18 protein-coding genes are annotated in these 16,357 nt (G+C 54.4%); 9 read left to right on the top strand and 9 right to left on the bottom strand.

Features of this window, described 5'->3' with window-relative positions; translation table 11 throughout:
• Window positions 1–5 precede the first annotated feature (5 nt).
• From gltD to ACMWKK_RS11470, 3 genes are all read left to right on the top strand, one after another.
• Window positions 6–1,424 (top strand): glutamate synthase subunit GltD, encoded by a 1,419-nt coding sequence (gene gltD / locus ACMWKK_RS11480; protein ID WP_112780506.1) that lies wholly within the window; start codon window positions 6–8, stop codon window positions 1,422–1,424.
• A gap of 271 nt (window positions 1,425–1,695) precedes the next feature.
• Complete coding sequence (locus ACMWKK_RS11475; protein WP_112780507.1) at window positions 1,696–1,920, top strand: hypothetical protein; 225 nt, start codon at window positions 1,696–1,698, stop codon at window positions 1,918–1,920.
• A 321-nt stretch (window positions 1,921–2,241) separates the two neighbouring features.
• Window positions 2,242–2,535, top strand: a complete 294-nt coding sequence (locus ACMWKK_RS11470; RefSeq protein ID WP_032642415.1) for a hypothetical protein — start codon at window positions 2,242–2,244, stop codon at window positions 2,533–2,535.
• 44 nt (window positions 2,536–2,579) lie between these two features.
• On the opposite strand, the gene sspB is transcribed toward ACMWKK_RS11470, so the two are convergent.
• The 5 genes from sspB to zapE form a co-directional block, all read right to left on the bottom strand.
• The gene (gene sspB, locus ACMWKK_RS11465) at window positions 2,580–3,080 is read right to left on the bottom strand and encodes a ClpXP protease specificity-enhancing factor (protein ID WP_045329761.1); all 501 of its coding nucleotides are present in this window, start codon (window positions 3,078–3,080) and stop codon (window positions 2,580–2,582) included.
• A gap of 5 nt (window positions 3,081–3,085) precedes the next feature.
• Entirely contained in the window at window positions 3,086–3,724 is a 639-nt protein-coding gene (gene sspA, locus ACMWKK_RS11460; protein WP_014885418.1) for a stringent starvation protein SspA, read from the bottom strand.
• Window positions 3,725–4,032: 308 nt separating this feature from the next.
• Window positions 4,033–4,425: a 30S ribosomal protein S9 gene (rpsI, locus tag ACMWKK_RS11455; protein WP_003860436.1), complete on the bottom strand. Its 393-nt coding sequence runs from the start codon at window positions 4,423–4,425 to the stop codon at window positions 4,033–4,035.
• Between the two features lie 15 nt (window positions 4,426–4,440).
• Complete coding sequence (rplM, locus tag ACMWKK_RS11450) at window positions 4,441–4,869, bottom strand: 50S ribosomal protein L13 (RefSeq protein WP_032642418.1); 429 nt, start codon at window positions 4,867–4,869, stop codon at window positions 4,441–4,443.
• A gap of 302 nt (window positions 4,870–5,171) precedes the next feature.
• Window positions 5,172–6,296 (bottom strand): cell division protein ZapE, encoded by a 1,125-nt coding sequence (gene zapE, locus ACMWKK_RS11445; RefSeq protein ID WP_112780508.1) that lies wholly within the window; start codon window positions 6,294–6,296, stop codon window positions 5,172–5,174.
• Window positions 6,297–6,485: 189 nt separating this feature from the next.
• Between zapE and zapG the strand changes: the two genes are divergently transcribed.
• The 3 genes from zapG to degS all read left to right on the top strand — a co-directional run bounded on the left by zapG (window position 6,486) and on the right by degS (window position 9,582).
• The gene (gene zapG / locus ACMWKK_RS11440; protein ID WP_008502832.1) at window positions 6,486–6,884 is read left to right on the top strand and encodes a Z-ring associated protein ZapG; all 399 of its coding nucleotides are present in this window, start codon (window positions 6,486–6,488) and stop codon (window positions 6,882–6,884) included.
• 171 nt (window positions 6,885–7,055) lie between these two features.
• Entirely contained in the window at window positions 7,056–8,423 is a 1,368-nt protein-coding gene (degQ, locus tag ACMWKK_RS11435) for a serine endoprotease DegQ (RefSeq protein WP_045329696.1), read from the top strand.
• Between the two features lie 91 nt (window positions 8,424–8,514).
• The gene (gene degS / locus ACMWKK_RS11430) at window positions 8,515–9,582 is read left to right on the top strand and encodes an outer membrane-stress sensor serine endopeptidase DegS (protein WP_112780509.1); all 1,068 of its coding nucleotides are present in this window, start codon (window positions 8,515–8,517) and stop codon (window positions 9,580–9,582) included.
• Window positions 9,583–9,639: 57 nt separating this feature from the next.
• Here degS and mdh read toward each other — a convergent pair whose 3' ends face one another.
• A complete protein-coding gene (mdh, locus tag ACMWKK_RS11425; protein ID WP_008502835.1) occupies window positions 9,640–10,578 on the bottom strand; it encodes a malate dehydrogenase in 939 nt (312 codons plus the stop codon).
• Window positions 10,579–10,975: 397 nt separating this feature from the next.
• Between mdh and argR the strand changes: the two genes are divergently transcribed.
• The 3 genes from argR (at window position 10,976) to yhcN (ACMWKK_RS11410) (ending at window position 12,463) form a co-directional block, all read left to right on the top strand.
• Complete coding sequence (gene argR / locus ACMWKK_RS11420) at window positions 10,976–11,446, top strand: transcriptional regulator ArgR (protein ID WP_023309388.1); 471 nt, start codon at window positions 10,976–10,978, stop codon at window positions 11,444–11,446.
• Between the two features lie 375 nt (window positions 11,447–11,821).
• Entirely contained in the window at window positions 11,822–12,085 is a 264-nt protein-coding gene (yhcN, locus tag ACMWKK_RS11415; RefSeq protein WP_045329692.1) for a peroxide/acid stress response protein YhcN, read from the top strand.
• Between the two features lie 111 nt (window positions 12,086–12,196).
• Window positions 12,197–12,463 (top strand): peroxide/acid stress response protein YhcN, encoded by a 267-nt coding sequence (yhcN, locus tag ACMWKK_RS11410; RefSeq protein ID WP_045329690.1) that lies wholly within the window; start codon window positions 12,197–12,199, stop codon window positions 12,461–12,463.
• A 61-nt stretch (window positions 12,464–12,524) separates the two neighbouring features.
• On the opposite strand, the gene ACMWKK_RS11405 is transcribed toward yhcN (ACMWKK_RS11410), so the two are convergent.
• The 3 genes from ACMWKK_RS11405 to aaeB all read right to left on the bottom strand — a co-directional run bounded on the left by ACMWKK_RS11405 (window position 12,525) and on the right by aaeB (window position 16,355).
• Window positions 12,525–12,797, bottom strand: coding sequence for a barstar family protein (locus ACMWKK_RS11405; protein ID WP_112780510.1), 273 nt, complete (start codon window positions 12,795–12,797; stop codon window positions 12,525–12,527).
• Window positions 12,798–12,842: 45 nt separating this feature from the next.
• Complete coding sequence (locus tag ACMWKK_RS11400) at window positions 12,843–14,297, bottom strand: NAD-dependent succinate-semialdehyde dehydrogenase (protein ID WP_112780511.1); 1,455 nt, start codon at window positions 14,295–14,297, stop codon at window positions 12,843–12,845.
• A gap of 90 nt (window positions 14,298–14,387) precedes the next feature.
• Complete coding sequence (gene aaeB / locus ACMWKK_RS11395) at window positions 14,388–16,355, bottom strand: p-hydroxybenzoic acid efflux pump subunit AaeB (protein ID WP_112780512.1); 1,968 nt, start codon at window positions 16,353–16,355, stop codon at window positions 14,388–14,390.
• Between the last annotated feature and the right edge of the window lie 2 nt (window positions 16,356–16,357).

Genomic DNA, 16,357 nt, shown 5'->3' with positions numbered 1-16,357 from the left:
TTCAGATGAGCCAGAACGTATACCAGTTTATCGACCTGCAGCGTGTTGATCCGCCAAAGAAACCGCTGAAGATCCGCAAAATTGAATTTGTTGAGATTTACGAGCCGTTTTCAGAAGGCCAGGCCAAAGCGCAGGCGGACCGCTGCCTGTCCTGCGGTAACCCTTACTGCGAATGGAAATGCCCGGTACACAACTACATCCCGAACTGGCTGAAGCTGGCCAACGAGGGGCGTATTTTTGAAGCCGCCGAGCTGTCTCACCAGACTAATACCCTGCCGGAAGTGTGCGGCCGCGTGTGCCCTCAGGACCGTCTGTGCGAAGGCTCCTGCACGCTGAACGACGAGTTTGGCGCGGTGACCATCGGCAACATCGAGCGCTACATCAACGATAAAGCGTTTGAGATGGGCTGGCGTCCGGACATGACCGGCGTGCGTCAAACCGACAAGCGCGTGGCGATCATCGGCGCGGGCCCGGCGGGCCTGGCCTGTGCGGACGTCCTGACCCGCAACGGCGTGAAGGCGGTGGTCTTTGATCGCCATCCGGAAATCGGCGGCCTGCTGACCTTCGGTATCCCGGCCTTCAAGCTGGAGAAAGAGGTCATGACCCGCCGCCGTGAAATCTTCACCGGCATGGGCATTGAGTTCAAACTGAACGTGGAAGTGGGCCGCGACGTGCAGCTCGACGACCTGCTGAAGGATTACGACGCCGTGTTCCTCGGCGTGGGCACCTACCAGTCCATGCGCGGGGGCCTGGAGAATGAGGATGCGCCGGGCGTCTACGACGCGCTGCCGTTCCTGATTGCCAACACCAAACAGATCATGGGCTATGGTGAAACCGCCGACGAGCCGTTCGTCAGCATGGAAGGCAAACGCGTGGTGGTGCTGGGAGGCGGTGATACCGCGATGGACTGCGTGCGTACCTCCATTCGTCAGAATGCGGCACACGTGATCTGCGCCTACCGCCGTGACGAAGAGAACATGCCGGGCTCTAAGCGCGAAGTGAAAAACGCGCGTGAAGAGGGCGTGGAGTTCCAGTTCAACATCCAGCCCCTGGGTATTGAAGTGAATGCCAACGGAAAAGTGAGCGGCGTGAAGATGGCGCGCACCGAGATGGGCGCGCCTGATGCGAAAGGCCGCCGTCGCGCGGAGATCGTCGCTGGCTCCGAGCACGTGATCCCGGCCGATGCCGTGGTGATGGCGTTCGGTTTCCGTCCTCACAGCATGGAGTGGCTGGCGAAGCACGGCGTTGAGCTGGATTCACAGGGCCGTATTATCGCACCAGAAGGCAGCGATAACGCGTTCCAGACCAGCAACCCGAAAATCTTCGCGGGTGGCGATATCGTTCGCGGCTCTGACCTGGTGGTCACGGCGATTGCCGAAGGGCGCAAGGCAGCTGACGGGATCATGAACTTCCTGGAAGTGTAATACCGGCTGAACATGCGGTTTATCATCACCGCATGTTCACCTCCTCTTATTTTGCCCTCATTTAATCTCAGACTGATTCCATCAGGCTGAGATTTATTACGCCCCATTAAATGGCGAGCCTTTATCAACGGTCCGTGATTGCCTTTAAATCGTGAACGCAATCGTATATCCACAATAAAAATATAATTAAGTGTTGAAGCATAAGTTCATATAACGGAGTAATAGAAGAGCGGCGTAATATCTGCGCCGTAAACAAAAGGGATTTAAAATAATGGCTAAAAAACATGCCTATGTAGAATATCGCCCTAAATCAACGAGTGAGGATGAAGAAGTTATCCATCATGTGGTGATTGTTGACGGCGAAGAGATACATACAGAGAAAACGCAGGAAAAGGCTGCCGATTGGGCTTTGAAAGAGGGTTATGCGGTCCATGTCGCCCGCGAGCGCCATCTTAAGGACTTAGATCAACCGCCTCTGTTCCGTGTATATCCCTAGGGCAATGAGATGTGCTTTGTAATACTCCTTGGGATGAAAGCCTCAATGTGCGCTATTTAAAAGCCCTTAGGGGCTTTTTATTCTGTTTCTGAACATGAATGACTTTGAGAGAGCAAATACAACCGCATAGGTGAGATTTATGTCCGTCTATACCGACAATAACATTCACCGCCTGTATATATATTCAAAATAATATTCAACTTTGATATAGCTGTATTCTCTAATACGAAACGACAATAATCTTATTTAACTATATTGTGCGATCCTGCATCGGCACCTCTTTGCCGCTGATAGATTGATACTACATACGGAAATGAAGTTATGAAATTCGATAAAATCGTCACCGGGCTACTCTTTGCTATTTTGTTTTTCAGCGTCGGTAATGCTGTCGCCAAAACCAAACTGCTCTCCGATGCTCAGGTTAAGGATAAAATTATTGCGGAGTCTATCGCTGATTATCCCGGCGTCTGCGCCTGCCCTTTTAATCAGGCACGAAATGGCAGTTCCTGCGGGCGTCGCAGTGCATGGAGTAAAGCTGGCGGCTATTCACCCATTTGTTACCAGAATGAAGTCACTGCTGAAATGATAAAAGAGTGGCGGGAACGTAACAGCTAACCGCTATAAGCAGAAAGCAAAACAGGCCCCATGGGCCTGTTTGATTATTTAACAACGCGTAATGCGGGGCGACCACCGCGGGGCGGCGGCGGATCGTCATCCGGATCGTTGTCATCAGCATGATCCGGTTTATCTCCATCGATAATGGACATCACCGTCTCACTTTCAGTACCTGATGGCGACTCGTCATCATTCAGGCTGGCTACATCTTCATCATACGCCGCTTCCGGCTCGAACATGGTACCTGCACCGTTTTCACGGGCGTAGATCGCCAGCACCGCTGCCAGCGGCACGGAGACCACGCGCGGTACGCCACCGAAACGCGCGTTGAAGCGCACTTCGTCGTTTGCCAGCTCAAGGTTACCCACCGCACGCGGGGCGATGTTCAGTACGATTTGGCCGTCACGCGCGTATTCCATAGGAACCTGCACGCCCGGCAACGTCACATCCACAACCAGGTGCGGCGTGAGCTGGTTATCCAGCAGCCATTCATAGAAGGCGCGCAGCAGATACGGACGGCGTGGGGTCAGTTGTGACATTTCCACAGTCATTAGCCTCGGCCGAGACGCATTTCACGTTCCGGTTCAGTTAAGGATGCCAGGAAAGAGTCGCGCTCAAAGACGCGAGTCATATAGCCCTTCAGCTCTTTCGCGCCAGGACCGCTGAACTCTACGCCCAGGGTTGGCAAACGCCACAGCAGCGGAGCCAGGTAGCAATCCACCAGGCTGAACTCATCGCTCAGGAAGAACGGTTTCTGACCAAACACCGGTGCAATGGCCAGCAGCTCTTCACGCAGTTGCTTACGTGCAGCGTCAGCTTCAGAAGCGGAACCGCTGGTAATCACGTTCATCAGCGAATACCAGTCTTTTTCGATGCGCTGCATGTACAGGCGGCTTTCACCACGCGCAACAGGGTAAACAGGCATCAGCGGCGGATGCGGGAAACGCTCATCCAGATATTCCATAATGATACGGGATTCCCACAGGGTCAGCTCGCGATCCACCAGCGTCGGTACGCTTTGGCTCGGGTTGAGATCGATCAGATCCTGAGGCGGGTTATCCTTTTCCACATGCTCGATCTCAAAACTGACACCCTTCTCGGCCAGCACGATACGAACCTGATGGCTATAAATGTCAGTAGGACCAGAAAACAGCGTCATTACCGAACGTTTGTTGGCAGCGACAGCCATGAAAACCTCCAGGTATATTCAGAATTTTTACTGCTACCAGCCCAACAGGGGCCAGCCAGATGTTGTATCGCCCATCCCAGAGAAGACACATTGTTCAAGAAACGAACAAAAATCGAGTATTCACCGATATTTGGGCAGAAAATTGGATGATAGTTTACCAGATTTTGATGGCTTTGTGGTGAGGGGATTCTGGAAATGTGGAAAAAGAGAAGATATATGCATGGATATTGTGGATAACCTGCGCATTATCCATAAAAAAACCCGCCGAAGCGGGTTTTTCGCCAATCGTTCTGCGTAAGCAGAATGAATTAACGTTTGGAGAACTGTGGACGACGACGTGCTTTACGCAGACCCACTTTCTTACGTTCAACCTGACGCGCGTCACGAGTAACGAAGCCAGCTTTACGCAGTTCAGAACGCAGGGATTCGTCGTACTCCATCAGAGCGCGGGTGATACCGTGACGGATCGCACCTGCCTGACCGGAGATACCACCACCTTTAACGGTGATGTACAGATCCAGTTTTTCTACCATATCAACCAGTTCCAGCGGCTGGCGAACTACCATGCGGGCAGTTTCGCGACCGAAGTACTGTTCCAGAGAACGCTGGTTGATTACGATTTTACCACTGCCCGGTTTGATGAAAACGCGAGCTGCGGAACTTTTGCGGCGACCAGTGCCGTAGTATTGATTTTCAGCCATTGCCTATAATCCCGATTAGATGTCAAGAACTTGCGGTTGCTGTGCCGCGTGGTTGTGCTCGTTGCCTGCGTAAACTTTCAGTTTACGGAACATAGCACGACCCAGCGGGCCTTTTGGCAGCATGCCTTTAACCGCGATTTCAATCACACGCTCAGGACGGCGGGCAATCATCTCTTCAAAGGTCGCTTGTTTGATACCACCGATGTGGCCGGTGTGGTGATAGTACACTTTGTCAGTACGCTTGTTGCCGGTAACAGCAACTTTGTCAGCGTTCAGAACGATGATGTAATCACCGGTATCTACGTGCGGAGTGTATTCCGCTTTGTGCTTACCGCGCAGGCGACGAGCCAGTTCAGTAGCCAGACGGCCCAGAGTTTTACCGGTCGCGTCAACAACATACCAGTCGCGCTGTACGGTTTCTGGTTTAGCTGTAAAAGTTTTCATTAAAAGCTTACCCAAATAATAAGTTACACGTTGGTGAACACCCAAACGTTTAGTCAGTTGAGGTTCACACGACAAAGTCCGGCAAACCTACCCCTTCGAATAGCTCATGCCGACACATAGAAAGTTTCGGGAAAAAAACCTTCTCGTAACGTGGGGTCGCAAGATTATAGAGAAGTTGAGGTCAAAGATCGACCCTTAAATGTGATTTGGAATGGGTTTTTCGGGGCGGTGGAAAATGCCGGGTGGCGGCTGCGCCTTACCCGGCCTACAAGGCTCCCTTCTCAGGGAGAGGGTGGCATTTATTACGGCATATGCTCCAGCTTCAGGTATTCCTCGCTCTGCATCTCCTGCAGGCGCGACAGGCAGCGCTGGAACTCAAACTTCAGCCGCTCGCCTTGGTAAATCTCATATAAAGGTTCCTCGGCGCTGACCACCAGCTTGACGTGACGCTCATAAAACTCGTCCACCAGCGCAATGAAGCGGCGTGCCTCGTTCTCCATCAGCTTCGTCATCACCGGCACATCCAGCACCATCACGGTGTGGAACAGCCGCGACAGCGCGATGTAATCGTGCTGGCTGCGGGCATCCACGCAGAGCGTCGTAAAGGAGACCGCCAGCGTTTGGTTTTCAACGCCGAGCGTCGGCAGCGGACGATGGTTAATCTCGAGCGCCGGGGCGTGCTCGCGTTTTGCCCCCGCCAGCGCCAGCCACAGTTTATCCATCTCGCGGGTGGTCTCAGCATTGAGCGGTGAAAGCCACAGGTGCGCCTGGGTCAGCGTGCGCAGGCGATAATCGACGCCGGCATCGACGTTCATAATGTCACAATGCTGCTTGATGGCGTCGATGGCAGGCAGGAAGCGTGCGCGCTGCAGGCCGTTGCGGTACAGCTCGTCCGGCGGGATATTTGACGTGGCCACCAGCGTGATCCCGCGGGCAAACAGCGCCTTCATCAGGCCGCCTAACAGCATGGCATCGGTGATGTCAGACACAAAAAACTCATCGAAGCAAAGCACGTCCGTCTCCGCCTTGAACCTGTCCGCCACAATCTCCAGCGGATCGCTTTTACCCTGCAGCGCGGTCAGCTCTTCATGCACCCGCAGCATAAAGCGGTGGAAGTGCAGACGCTGTTTACGTGCGCCAGGCAGGCTCAGATAGAACATGTCCATTAGCCAGGTCTTACCGCGACCGACTCCGCCCCACATATATAAACCGCGCGCAGGCGCGTGAGCCACTGGCGCTTTTTTACCGAGCAGCCGCCCAAATGCCGCCTTTAGCCCGCCGTTCTGTTCGGCTTCCGCGGGTTTGGCCGTGAGCTCCTGATAAATCATCTCCAGACGGTTTACCGCCTCACGTTGAACGTCATCAGGCTGATGGGTGCCCTCGTTAAGGGCCAGTTGGTATCGCGATGCAGGGGACAGGTTTTGCATAATCTTATTGTTATTCCTTCAATTAACGCTCACCAGCAGACGTGACTGATGAAAAAAAGGCCGTTCTACACTACGCGATGATACGTCAGGATTCCACTTCTGCAGAAATAGCGGTTATAGTGGCATTATCAGGCACAGGCAGGAGCCGAGCCAACACCCTACGGAACAACAAGACAACGGGAGAAGTTCATGACCTGGGAATATGCGCTAATCGGTTTAGTCGTCGGCATCGTCATCGGTGCTGTGGCCATGCGTTTCGGTAATCGCAAATTGCGTCAGCAGCAGTCACTGCAGTACGAACTGGAAAAGAACAAAGCCGAGCTGGAAGAGTATCGTGAAGAGCTGGTCAGCCACTTTGCCCGTAGCGCCGAGCTGCTGGACAACATGGCGACCGACTATCGTCAGCTGTATCAACATATGGCAAAAAGCTCCAGCAGCCTGCTGCCGGAAATGACCGCGGAAACCAACCCGTTCCGCAACCGTCTGGCTGACTCTGAAGCCGGTAACGATCAGGCGCCCGTTCAGATGCCTCGCGACTATTCCGATGGCGCGTCCGGCCTGCTGCGCGGCGGTGTAAAACGCGATTAATCGCACAACCTGAATTTATTTTGCGGGCGCAGCGGTTGCGCCCGTCCTTTCTTGATGACCCCAGCTATCATTTAGTTAAACACCTCATTGTTCAGCGGTTTAAAATTCAATAACATCAACGTGTTTTTGGGGCCGTTTTTCCTTTATTCCAGGTTACGAGAGTCAACATCGATGAAGAAAAAAAACCAGCTGTTGAGCGCTATTGCGTTAAGTGTCGGGTTATCTCTCTCGGCGTCCGTCCCTGTCTTCGCCGCCATTCCCACCCAGGTGCCCGGCCAGGCGGCCATTCCAAGCCTTGCACCCATGCTGGAAAAAGTGTTGCCTGCGGTCGTCAGCGTTCAGGTTGAAGGCACGGCGGTACAAAGCCAACGCGTCCCTGAAGAACTGAAAAAATATTTTGGCGATGAGTCGCCCGAGCAGCAGGCACAGCCGTTTGAAGGCCTGGGTTCTGGCGTCATTATTGATGCGGCGAAAGGCTATATCCTGACCAACAACCATGTCATCAGCCAGGCCGATAAAATCAGCGTCCAGCTAAACGATGGCCGCGAATTTGATGCCAAACTGATTGGCGGCGATGACCAGAGCGACATCGCGCTGCTGCAGGTGCAAAACCCGAGCAACCTGACCCAGATTGCCATCGCGGATTCCGACAAACTGCGCGTCGGTGACTTTGCCGTTGCCGTGGGTAACCCCTTTGGCTTAGGGCAAACCGCCACCTCCGGGATCGTCTCCGCGCTGGGACGCAGCGGCCTCAACCTGGAAGGGCTGGAAAACTTTATCCAGACCGATGCCTCAATCAACCGCGGGAACTCCGGCGGGGCATTGCTTAACCTTAACGGCGAGCTGATTGGGATCAACACGGCGATTCTGGCCCCGGGCGGCGGCAGCATCGGGATCGGCTTTGCTATCCCCAGCAATATGGCCAAAACGCTGGCACAGCAGCTGATCCAGTTCGGTGAAATCAAGCGCGGGCTGCTGGGCATTAAAGGGATGGAGATGAGCGCGGATATTGCAAAAGCGTTCAACATCAACGTACAGCGCGGGGCGTTTGTCAGTGAAGTGCTGCCTAACTCCGGCTCGGCAAAAGCGGGGATCAAATCGGGCGACGTGATCGTCAGCCTGAACGACAAACCGCTGAGCAGCTTTGCAGAACTGCGTTCGCGGATTGCCACAACCGAACCTGGCGCCAAAGTGAAGCTGGGGCTGATCCGTGACGGCAAGCCGCTGGACGTGGAAGTGACGCTGGACAAGAGCACCTCCTCCTCGGCCAGTGCGGAACTTATCGCCCCGGCGCTGCAGGGGGCGACGCTGAGCGATGGGCAGCTGAAAGACGGTACGAAGGGCATTAGCGTCGACACCGTCGAGAAGAGCAGCCCCGCTGCCCAGGCGGGATTGCATCAGGATGACGTGATCATTGGCGTAAACCGCAACCGCGTGCAGTCTATTGCCGAACTGCGCAAGGTGCTGGAGAGTAAACCGGCGGTGATTGCCCTGCAGGTCATGCGTGGCAATGAATCCATCTATATTTTGTTGCGCTAAGCATTTGCGACCCGGACATCACCGCTGCGTGTGATGTCCGGATAACTCATGTTATGCTGCAAATCGTTCCTTTTTTAACGACACGCGCATCATGCTTTTAAAGCTCTTACGTTCTATTGTCATCGGTTTGATTGTCGCTGGCCTTCTGCTGCTGGCGCTGCCGTCATTACGTCAGTTCAATAAACTGTCGGCTCCCAGGTTCGATAGCACGGATGAAACGCCGGCCACCTATAACCAGGCCGTTCGCCGCGCCGCACCTGCCGTGGTTAACGTTTATAACCGTGGCCTGAACACCTCCGCCCATAATCAGCTTGAGATCCGTACCCTCGGCTCCGGCGTGATCATGGACGAGCGCGGCTACATTATTACCAACAAGCACGTCATTAACGATGCCGACCAGATCATCGTCGCCCTGCAGGATGGCCGCGTGTTTGAGGCCTTGCTCGTTGGGTCTGACAGCCTGACCGACCTGGCCGTCCTGAAAATTAACGCCACGGGCGGTTTGCCGGTCATTCCGATCAACCGTAGACGTACCCCGCACATCGGTGACGTCGTCCTGGCTATCGGCAACCCCTACAACCTGGGCCAGACCATCACCCAGGGGATTATCAGCGCGACCGGTCGTATCGGTTTGAACCCCTCCGGGCGGCAGAACTTCCTGCAAACCGATGCCTCCATCAACCACGGTAACTCCGGGGGGGCGCTGGTCAACTCGCTGGGCGAGCTGATGGGTATCAATACCCTCTCGTTCGATAAAAGTAACGACGGCGAGACGCCGGAAGGGATTGGCTTTGCCATTCCGTTCCAGCTGGCAACCAAGATTATGGACAAGCTTATCCGCGACGGACGCGTGATCCGCGGCTATATCGGTATCGGCGGGCGCGAAATCGCTCCAATGCATACCCAGGGCGGCGGTATCGATCAAATCCAGGGCATCGTGGTTAACGAGGTGTCGCCAGGGGGGCCGGCGGCCAACGCGGGGATTCAGGTGAATGACGTCATTGTGTCGGTCAACGGCACGCCAGCGGTCTCTGCGCTGGAGACGATGGATCAGGTGGCAGAAATTCGCCCGGGCTCTATCATCCCGGTTGAAGTCATGCGCAACGATAAGAAACTGACGCTGCAGGTCACCATTCAGGAATACCCGGCAACGAACTGACAGGCATAAAAAAACGGAGCGATACGCTCCGTTTTTTTTACCGGGAGACGGTGCGTTTTACTTGTTAACGAACTCTTCGCCCAGGGTGATATCTTTCTTCAGCGTATCCAGCATGCCTTCCATCGCGTGTTGTTCAAACGCGCTCAGCGTGCCAATAGACTTACGCTCTTCAATACCGTTTTTACCCAGCAGCAGCGGCTGAGAGAAGAAGCGGGCGTGTTCGCCATCGCCTTCAACGTAAGCGCATTCAACAACGCCTTTCTCGCCCTGCAGCGCGCGAACCAGTGACAGACCGAAACGTGCAGCCGCCTGGCCCATAGACAGGGTTGCAGAACCGCCACCCGCCTTCGCTTCCACCACTTCGGTGCCCGCGTTCTGGATGCGTTTAGTCAGATCAGCCACTTCCTGCTCGGTGAAGCTCACGCCTGGGATCTGCGACAGCAGAGGCAGGATGGTGACGCCTGAGTGACCGCCAATAACCGGCACTTCCACTTCTGTTGGCTGTTTGCCTTTCAGCTCAGCAACGAAGGTGTTGGAACGGATGATATCCAGCGTGGTCACGCCGAACAGTTTGTTTTTGTCGTAAACGCCCGCTTTCTTCAGCACTTCTGCCGCGATAGCCACGGTGGTGTTCACCGGGTTGGTGATGATCCCGATGCACGCTTTCGGGCAGACTTCTGCAATCTGCTGCACCAGGTTTTTCACGATGCCCGCGTTGACGTTGAACAGGTCTGAACGATCCATGCCTGGCTTACGCGCCACGCCTGCAGAAATCAGCACCACGTCGGCACCCTGCAGGGCAGGGCGTGCATCTTCACCGGAGAAGCCTTTGATTTTAACAGCGGTCGGGATGTGGCTCAGGTCAACCGCCACACCTGGGGTTACCGGGGCAATATCGTACAGGGAGAGTTCTGAGCCTGAAGGCAGTTGGGTTTTCAGTAGTAGGGCAAGCGCCTGGCCGATACCACCAGCAGCGCCGAGGACTGCGACTTTCATCCTAAACTCCTTATTATGGTTAACTTAAGTATCTGTAAATCCGTTGCGGCGACCATAATTCAGCAGGTAAATAATTACAATTTTCGTAGCTAAAGAATTTGAGGTCACGCGACTTTATCTCTCACCAGAAGACTATCTGACGACAGAGGGCAACGCTTTAAGAGGTGGTTACAATACACCCTGCCCCGCCACCAAAACAACATCATTTTGATAACATTTAATTTACTTTTAAGCTTATTTGCGCGGCGTGACCCAGGCATGTTTTCTGATAACGAAATCTGATAAAATCACTCCCTTTCATAACATTATTTCAGCCTACCGCTCGGTAGATAATTTGCATAAAAATTCATCCACATGCATAATAATGTTGTTTCTATCGTCATATTCCGGGTGACTTATGCGAAGCTCGTCTAAGCAAGAAGAATTAGTAAAGGCGTTTAAGGCGCTACTCAAAGAAGAGAAATTCAGTTCTCAGGGAGAAATCGTTCAGGCGCTGCAGGAACAAGGCTTCGATAACATCAATCAGTCGAAAGTCTCCCGCATGTTAACCAAGTTTGGCGCGGTGCGTACCCGTAACGCCAAGATGGAGATGGTCTATTGCCTGCCGGCAGAACTTGGCGTGCCGACCACCTCCAGCCCGCTCAAAAATCTGGTTCTGGATATCGATCATAACGACGCCGTTGTGGTAATCCACACAAGCCCCGGTGCGGCACAGCTGATTGCCCGCATGCTGGACTCGTTGGGTAAAACGGAAGGTATCCTCGGCACTATCGCCGGAGATGACACCATCTTTACCACACCGGCCAGCGGTTTCTCGGTGAAAGATCTCCACGAAGCGATTCTGGTTCTGTTCGAACAGGAACTCTAAACCCCTCTCCCCGTAGCGCCGCTGCGGGGATCGTTCTACTTCCGCTGCATTTCCCCCTCTTTTCTGCTGCCCTTCACTTTAACAAATAGTGCTTTTTACCGCCCATTAACATTCATCTGGTGAATGCTAAATCAAAAAATCGCACAAAAAATCAAAAGCAGATATCCATATGATTTAATTAGATATAACCTTCAATTAAGTACAAAAAACACCCAATATTATGCAAATTGGTTATAAAAAACCGCGCAGTTAACACGTAATAACAATAGAAACCATTAGTCTGGTATTAATTTTTGCCGTTATTAGTGTATACTTGATTTTGTGATGAGGGTCACGAAACAAGACCCCACTAAAAAATTCGACGAGGTAAGAATCATGAAAATCAAAACAACTGTAGCGGCGCTGAGCGTCCTGTCTGTCCTGTCATTTGGTGCTTTCGCGGCTGACGCCATCAATGCTGACCAGGCGCAATCCCGCCAGTCCATCGGTACGGTTTCTGTCGGTGCGGTAGGCACATCACCAATGGACATGCATGAGATGCTGAACAAAAAAGCGGAAGAAAAGGGTGCGTCATCCTATCGCATCATCGAAGCGCGTTCGGGCGACCACTGGCACGCCACCGCTGAGCTGTACAAATAAGTTTTAGTAATAACTGAAAACGTAAATCTTCACTCAACGGCACCAGGCATAAAAATAGCGGTTCAACCCTTCTCGCTGTTGAGTCAAAAACCCTATTCAGGAGTAAAGACTATGAAAACTCAATTGATCATCGCAACCCTCGGTCTGGCTTCCGTTCTCTCTTTCGGTGCGAGCGCAGCCGTACAGCAGGTAAATGCCGAACAGGCACAGAATCTCCAGCGTATGGGCAGCGTCTCCGTCACGTCTGTCACCGGTTCACCGATGGATATTCGTCACGAACTTGCCGCCAAAGCTGAAAAAGCAGGCGCCAGCAGCTATCGCGTCACCGAACTGAATCAGGGCGACCACTGGCATGCCACGGCAGAACTGTATAAATAAACCCTCGTCGTATCTCATCATACGACTTGCCCCTGGCCTCATGGTCAGGGGCTTTTTTCATTCAATGCCGCGCGTTAAAGCGCAGCTGTCCTTCCAGCTCTTCTTCCGCTTCATCGAACAGCAATATCAGCGCGCCAAAGCGTCTGCGCAGCTTTTCGGGCAAATGGATGAACTCAATTTCCAGCGGTAGCGGCAACTGGCTGCCGGTGACCACGTCCCACAGCGTATCCAGATTCGTCACGCTCTCCCGTTCAAGCTCAAACACCCGAATAAATTCACGGTAGAAGTCTTCCTGACTGTCAATCTCATCAAAATCAAACGTATAGGTTTTCATTGCCAGCTACCCTGTCCAGGCGAGCGGCAGATGCCGCCCTGTTTATTATAATCCCCCGATATGCAGGGTTTTCACTTCCAGATACTCTTCCAGCCCCAGCACGGAGCCCTCGCGTCCAAGACCTGACTCTTTTACGCCGCCAAAGGGACCCAGTTCCGTGGAAACGGCGCACTCGTTAATGCCGATCATCCCACTCTCGATGGCCTGCGAAACGCGGAAGACCCGCGAGAGATTTTGGGTATAGAAGTAAGCCGCCAGCCCGTAGGGCGTGTTATTGGCGCGCTGGATGACTTCATCTTCAGAGGTGAAGCGGAAGCACGCCGCAACCGGGCCAAACGTCTCTTCTTCAGCCAGCTTCATGCCTTCATGGCAGTCGCCCAGCACGGTTGGCATCCAGAAGTTCCCGCCAAGCGGATGGGGCTTACCGCCTGCCAGCACGGTTGCGCCTCGGGCGACGGCATCGTCGACATGCTCCCGCACCTTATCGAGCGCAGAAGATTCAATTAGCGGCCCGACGACGACGCCGTCCTCAAGACCATTACCCACCTTCAGCGCCTTCACGGCATCGGCAAGTTTATTCACAAACCTGTCGTAGACGGTTTCCTGAATGTAAAAACGGTTAACGCTGACGCAGACCTGCCCGGCATTGCGGAACTTGTTGGCAATCGCTCCCTTAACCGCCGCATCAATGTCCGCATCCTCAAAAACGATATACGGCGCATTGCCCCCCAGCTCCATCGAGACCTTCTTCATGGTTTCGGCGGCGTTGCGCACCAACGTTTTGCCGACGGAGGTTGAACCGGTAAAGGAGATTTTACGCACGTCGCGGCTGGCCATGATCGCATCGCTGATCTCATGCGTATTCCCGGCCACGGCGTTGAGCACGCCGTCGGGGACACCGGCCTGTTTAGCCAGCGCAAGCAGCGCAAAGGCACTGAGCGGGGTGTTATTGGCCGGTTTGATCACCCCGGTACACCCTGCCGCCAGCGCCGGGCCTAACTTGCGGGTGAGCATGGCCATCGGGAAGTTCCACGGCGTTATCGCCGCGACCACGCCAATGGGTTCGCGGGTTGCCAGAATGCGCGAGCCGGGTTTGATTGGTGGAATAATTTCGCCGTTCGCGCGCTTGGCCTCTTCAGCAAACCACTGGATAAAGCTGGCGGCGTACTCGACTTCCCCCTCCGCCTCTTTCAGCGGTTTACCCTGCTCGGTGGTCATTAGTCGCCCGAGCCAGCTTTTATTCTCAATAATCAGTTCGTACCAGCGGTACAGAATGGCCGAGCGTTCTTTCGCGGTTTTGGCACGCCAGGCCGGGAAGGCTTTGGTCGCCGCAGCGATTGCGTCTTCGGTTTGCGCTTTACCCGCTTTTGCAACTTTAGCAATGACCTCACCGGTCGCGGGGTTCAGCACATCAAACGTTGTGTCCAGCGTTTTCCAAATGCCGTTGACCAGATAACCGGTCTGAAAAAGGATATGGTCCTGAAGCGCCTGGGTCGTCATGTGTCCTCCCTTCCTGAAATGTAAGAACGTGCTGGAATAAGTATAGCCACAAAAAAACCGACGCTTTTGGCGTCGGTTTTTTTACTTCAGTCAGTTATCCGTGAGGGCATTCTGGTAGCGATGCAGCATAAACACCAGCCGTCCTACCGGCTCGGTCACCTGAGGCGGCGCCTCCCAGTGCTTGAGCTTCTCCTGATAGATGTCGAGCTCTTCAAGCAGCTGCGTAAAGTAACGACGCCGTTTGTCATCGCTGCTGGCAGAAAGCACATGATCGGCGGTACGACGCAGCTGGCGGTGCCAGGCCGACAGATCGTCGTTTATCGGCACGGGCGCGTTACGCAGGCGCTGGTGTGCGATGATCATGGTTAACGCCAGGCGGAACTTCGCGATATCGCCCGGGAACTTGTTCAGCAGTAAAAACAGCTGCTGATAGAGCGCGGGAAGGTGGTTCTCTTTACGGCGCGCGGTATTGGTTGTCATCGACGACACGGCCGCCGACACAAACTGGTTCAACAACACGCGCCCCGTCCTTGCCTGCGAATTATCGCGAACCAGCAGAATCACCATCATTGCCAGGAAGCAGCCCACCAGCTGACCTAACGCGCTGTCGAGGAACTGGCTGAAATGGAAGGTCATCGGGTTATCCAGCACGATGATGTTAATCGTACTCGCCAGCGCCCCCAACGATCCCAGCCGCCGCTTTTGCACCTCAATGCCGATAAAGAACGCCATCACCGCCAGGCTAATACAGAGCAGCAGCATGCTCTGCTGCGTCGACGGGATGATGACCAGGAAATAGAGCGCGCCAATCGGCAGCGCGGCAATGGTGCCGTACAGAAAATCAATGGCGACCATACGCGGGTTAGGCAGACGCATCGCCAGCGCGGTTACGACAGCAATCATCACCATTGCGCCGCTGCCGGACGTCCAGCCCGTCCACAGCCAGAACAGCGTGCCGAGCATGCAGGCGAGCGTGGTACGCCAGAAGTTGACCATGGCGTGATGATGCTCGGCGGATTCCGCCTTGATCACCACTTCTCCCTGCAGCACCTCTTCTTCCGCCGCGCTGATTTTGGTGTTGCCGATCACGCCGCGTTTCAGGAGCAGATAGCGCGTCGCGGCGCCGACCCAGGTGTAGATGGTTACCGGCGTGTCGCGCTCCCCGGTCCAGGCAATCACCCGGCGCATGCGCTTAAGCTGCTTATGCACGTCCTGCACGGTTTCTACCGGCTCGGCAAACAGTTCGCGGAACGTATCGGTGACCGCTTCCGGCCGGGTGTTCTGAATCAGGTAGGTTTCGCATGCCTGGGTAATCAGCGTCAGAGAGACGGTGTTGAGGGCTTTCAGGCGACGATTCGCGCGGGCCCAGCGTGACGACTCCATGTTAAGGTTGCTGCGCATCCCTTCCAGCGCCTGGGTTCGGCGAACCAGCCCGCTCCAGGCTTTATCCACCTCTTCGCTGTCGCCATGCTTAATGCAGAGCTGCATCAGCTGGTACTGGGCGACAATCAGGGCATCAAGCTCACGGTCGACTTCCTGCTTGATGGAGCGCGGGGAGAACAGCAGGTCCGCGACAATCGCACTGACAATACCAATCACAATTTCGCTGCAGCGCTCTACCGCAAACTGAGGAGCAAGCAGCGGCTCGGACTGGATGGTGATGATAATAATCAGCGCGGTATAGCCCGCCAGACCCCAGGCGTAGGAGTTCTCCACCTTCACCAGAGACGAGATCCAGGTACAAAAACCCGCCCAGATGCAACAGACCATCAGCATCAGCAGTGGGGTGCGGATCATCAGAATAATAATGGTGAGCGCCGCAAAACAGCCGATGAACGTCCCGATGATACGCAGCATCCCGCGATAGCGGATCGCACCAGAGTAAGGCTCTCCACCCGCGGCGAAGGCCGGACCCGCCGCAACAATGGCGGCCGTCAGCACTGCCCAGCGAGGCGTTTCAAGCTGGAAGTGGAAGCCGACAAATAGCGCCAGCACAATGGCGCACGCCAGCTTCACGGCGAAGCGAATGTGCTGGCTGGCGATGGAAAAAATGCCCATAG

Origin of the sequence: Enterobacter sp. 01-M-03-SI-ECC (assembly GCF_047530215.1) — a bacterium.
GTDB lineage: Bacteria > Pseudomonadota > Gammaproteobacteria > Enterobacterales > Enterobacteriaceae > Enterobacter > Enterobacter chengduensis.
The sequence above is the reverse complement of the archived record's forward strand: the minus strand, read 5'-3'. Positions and strand labels throughout refer to the sequence as shown.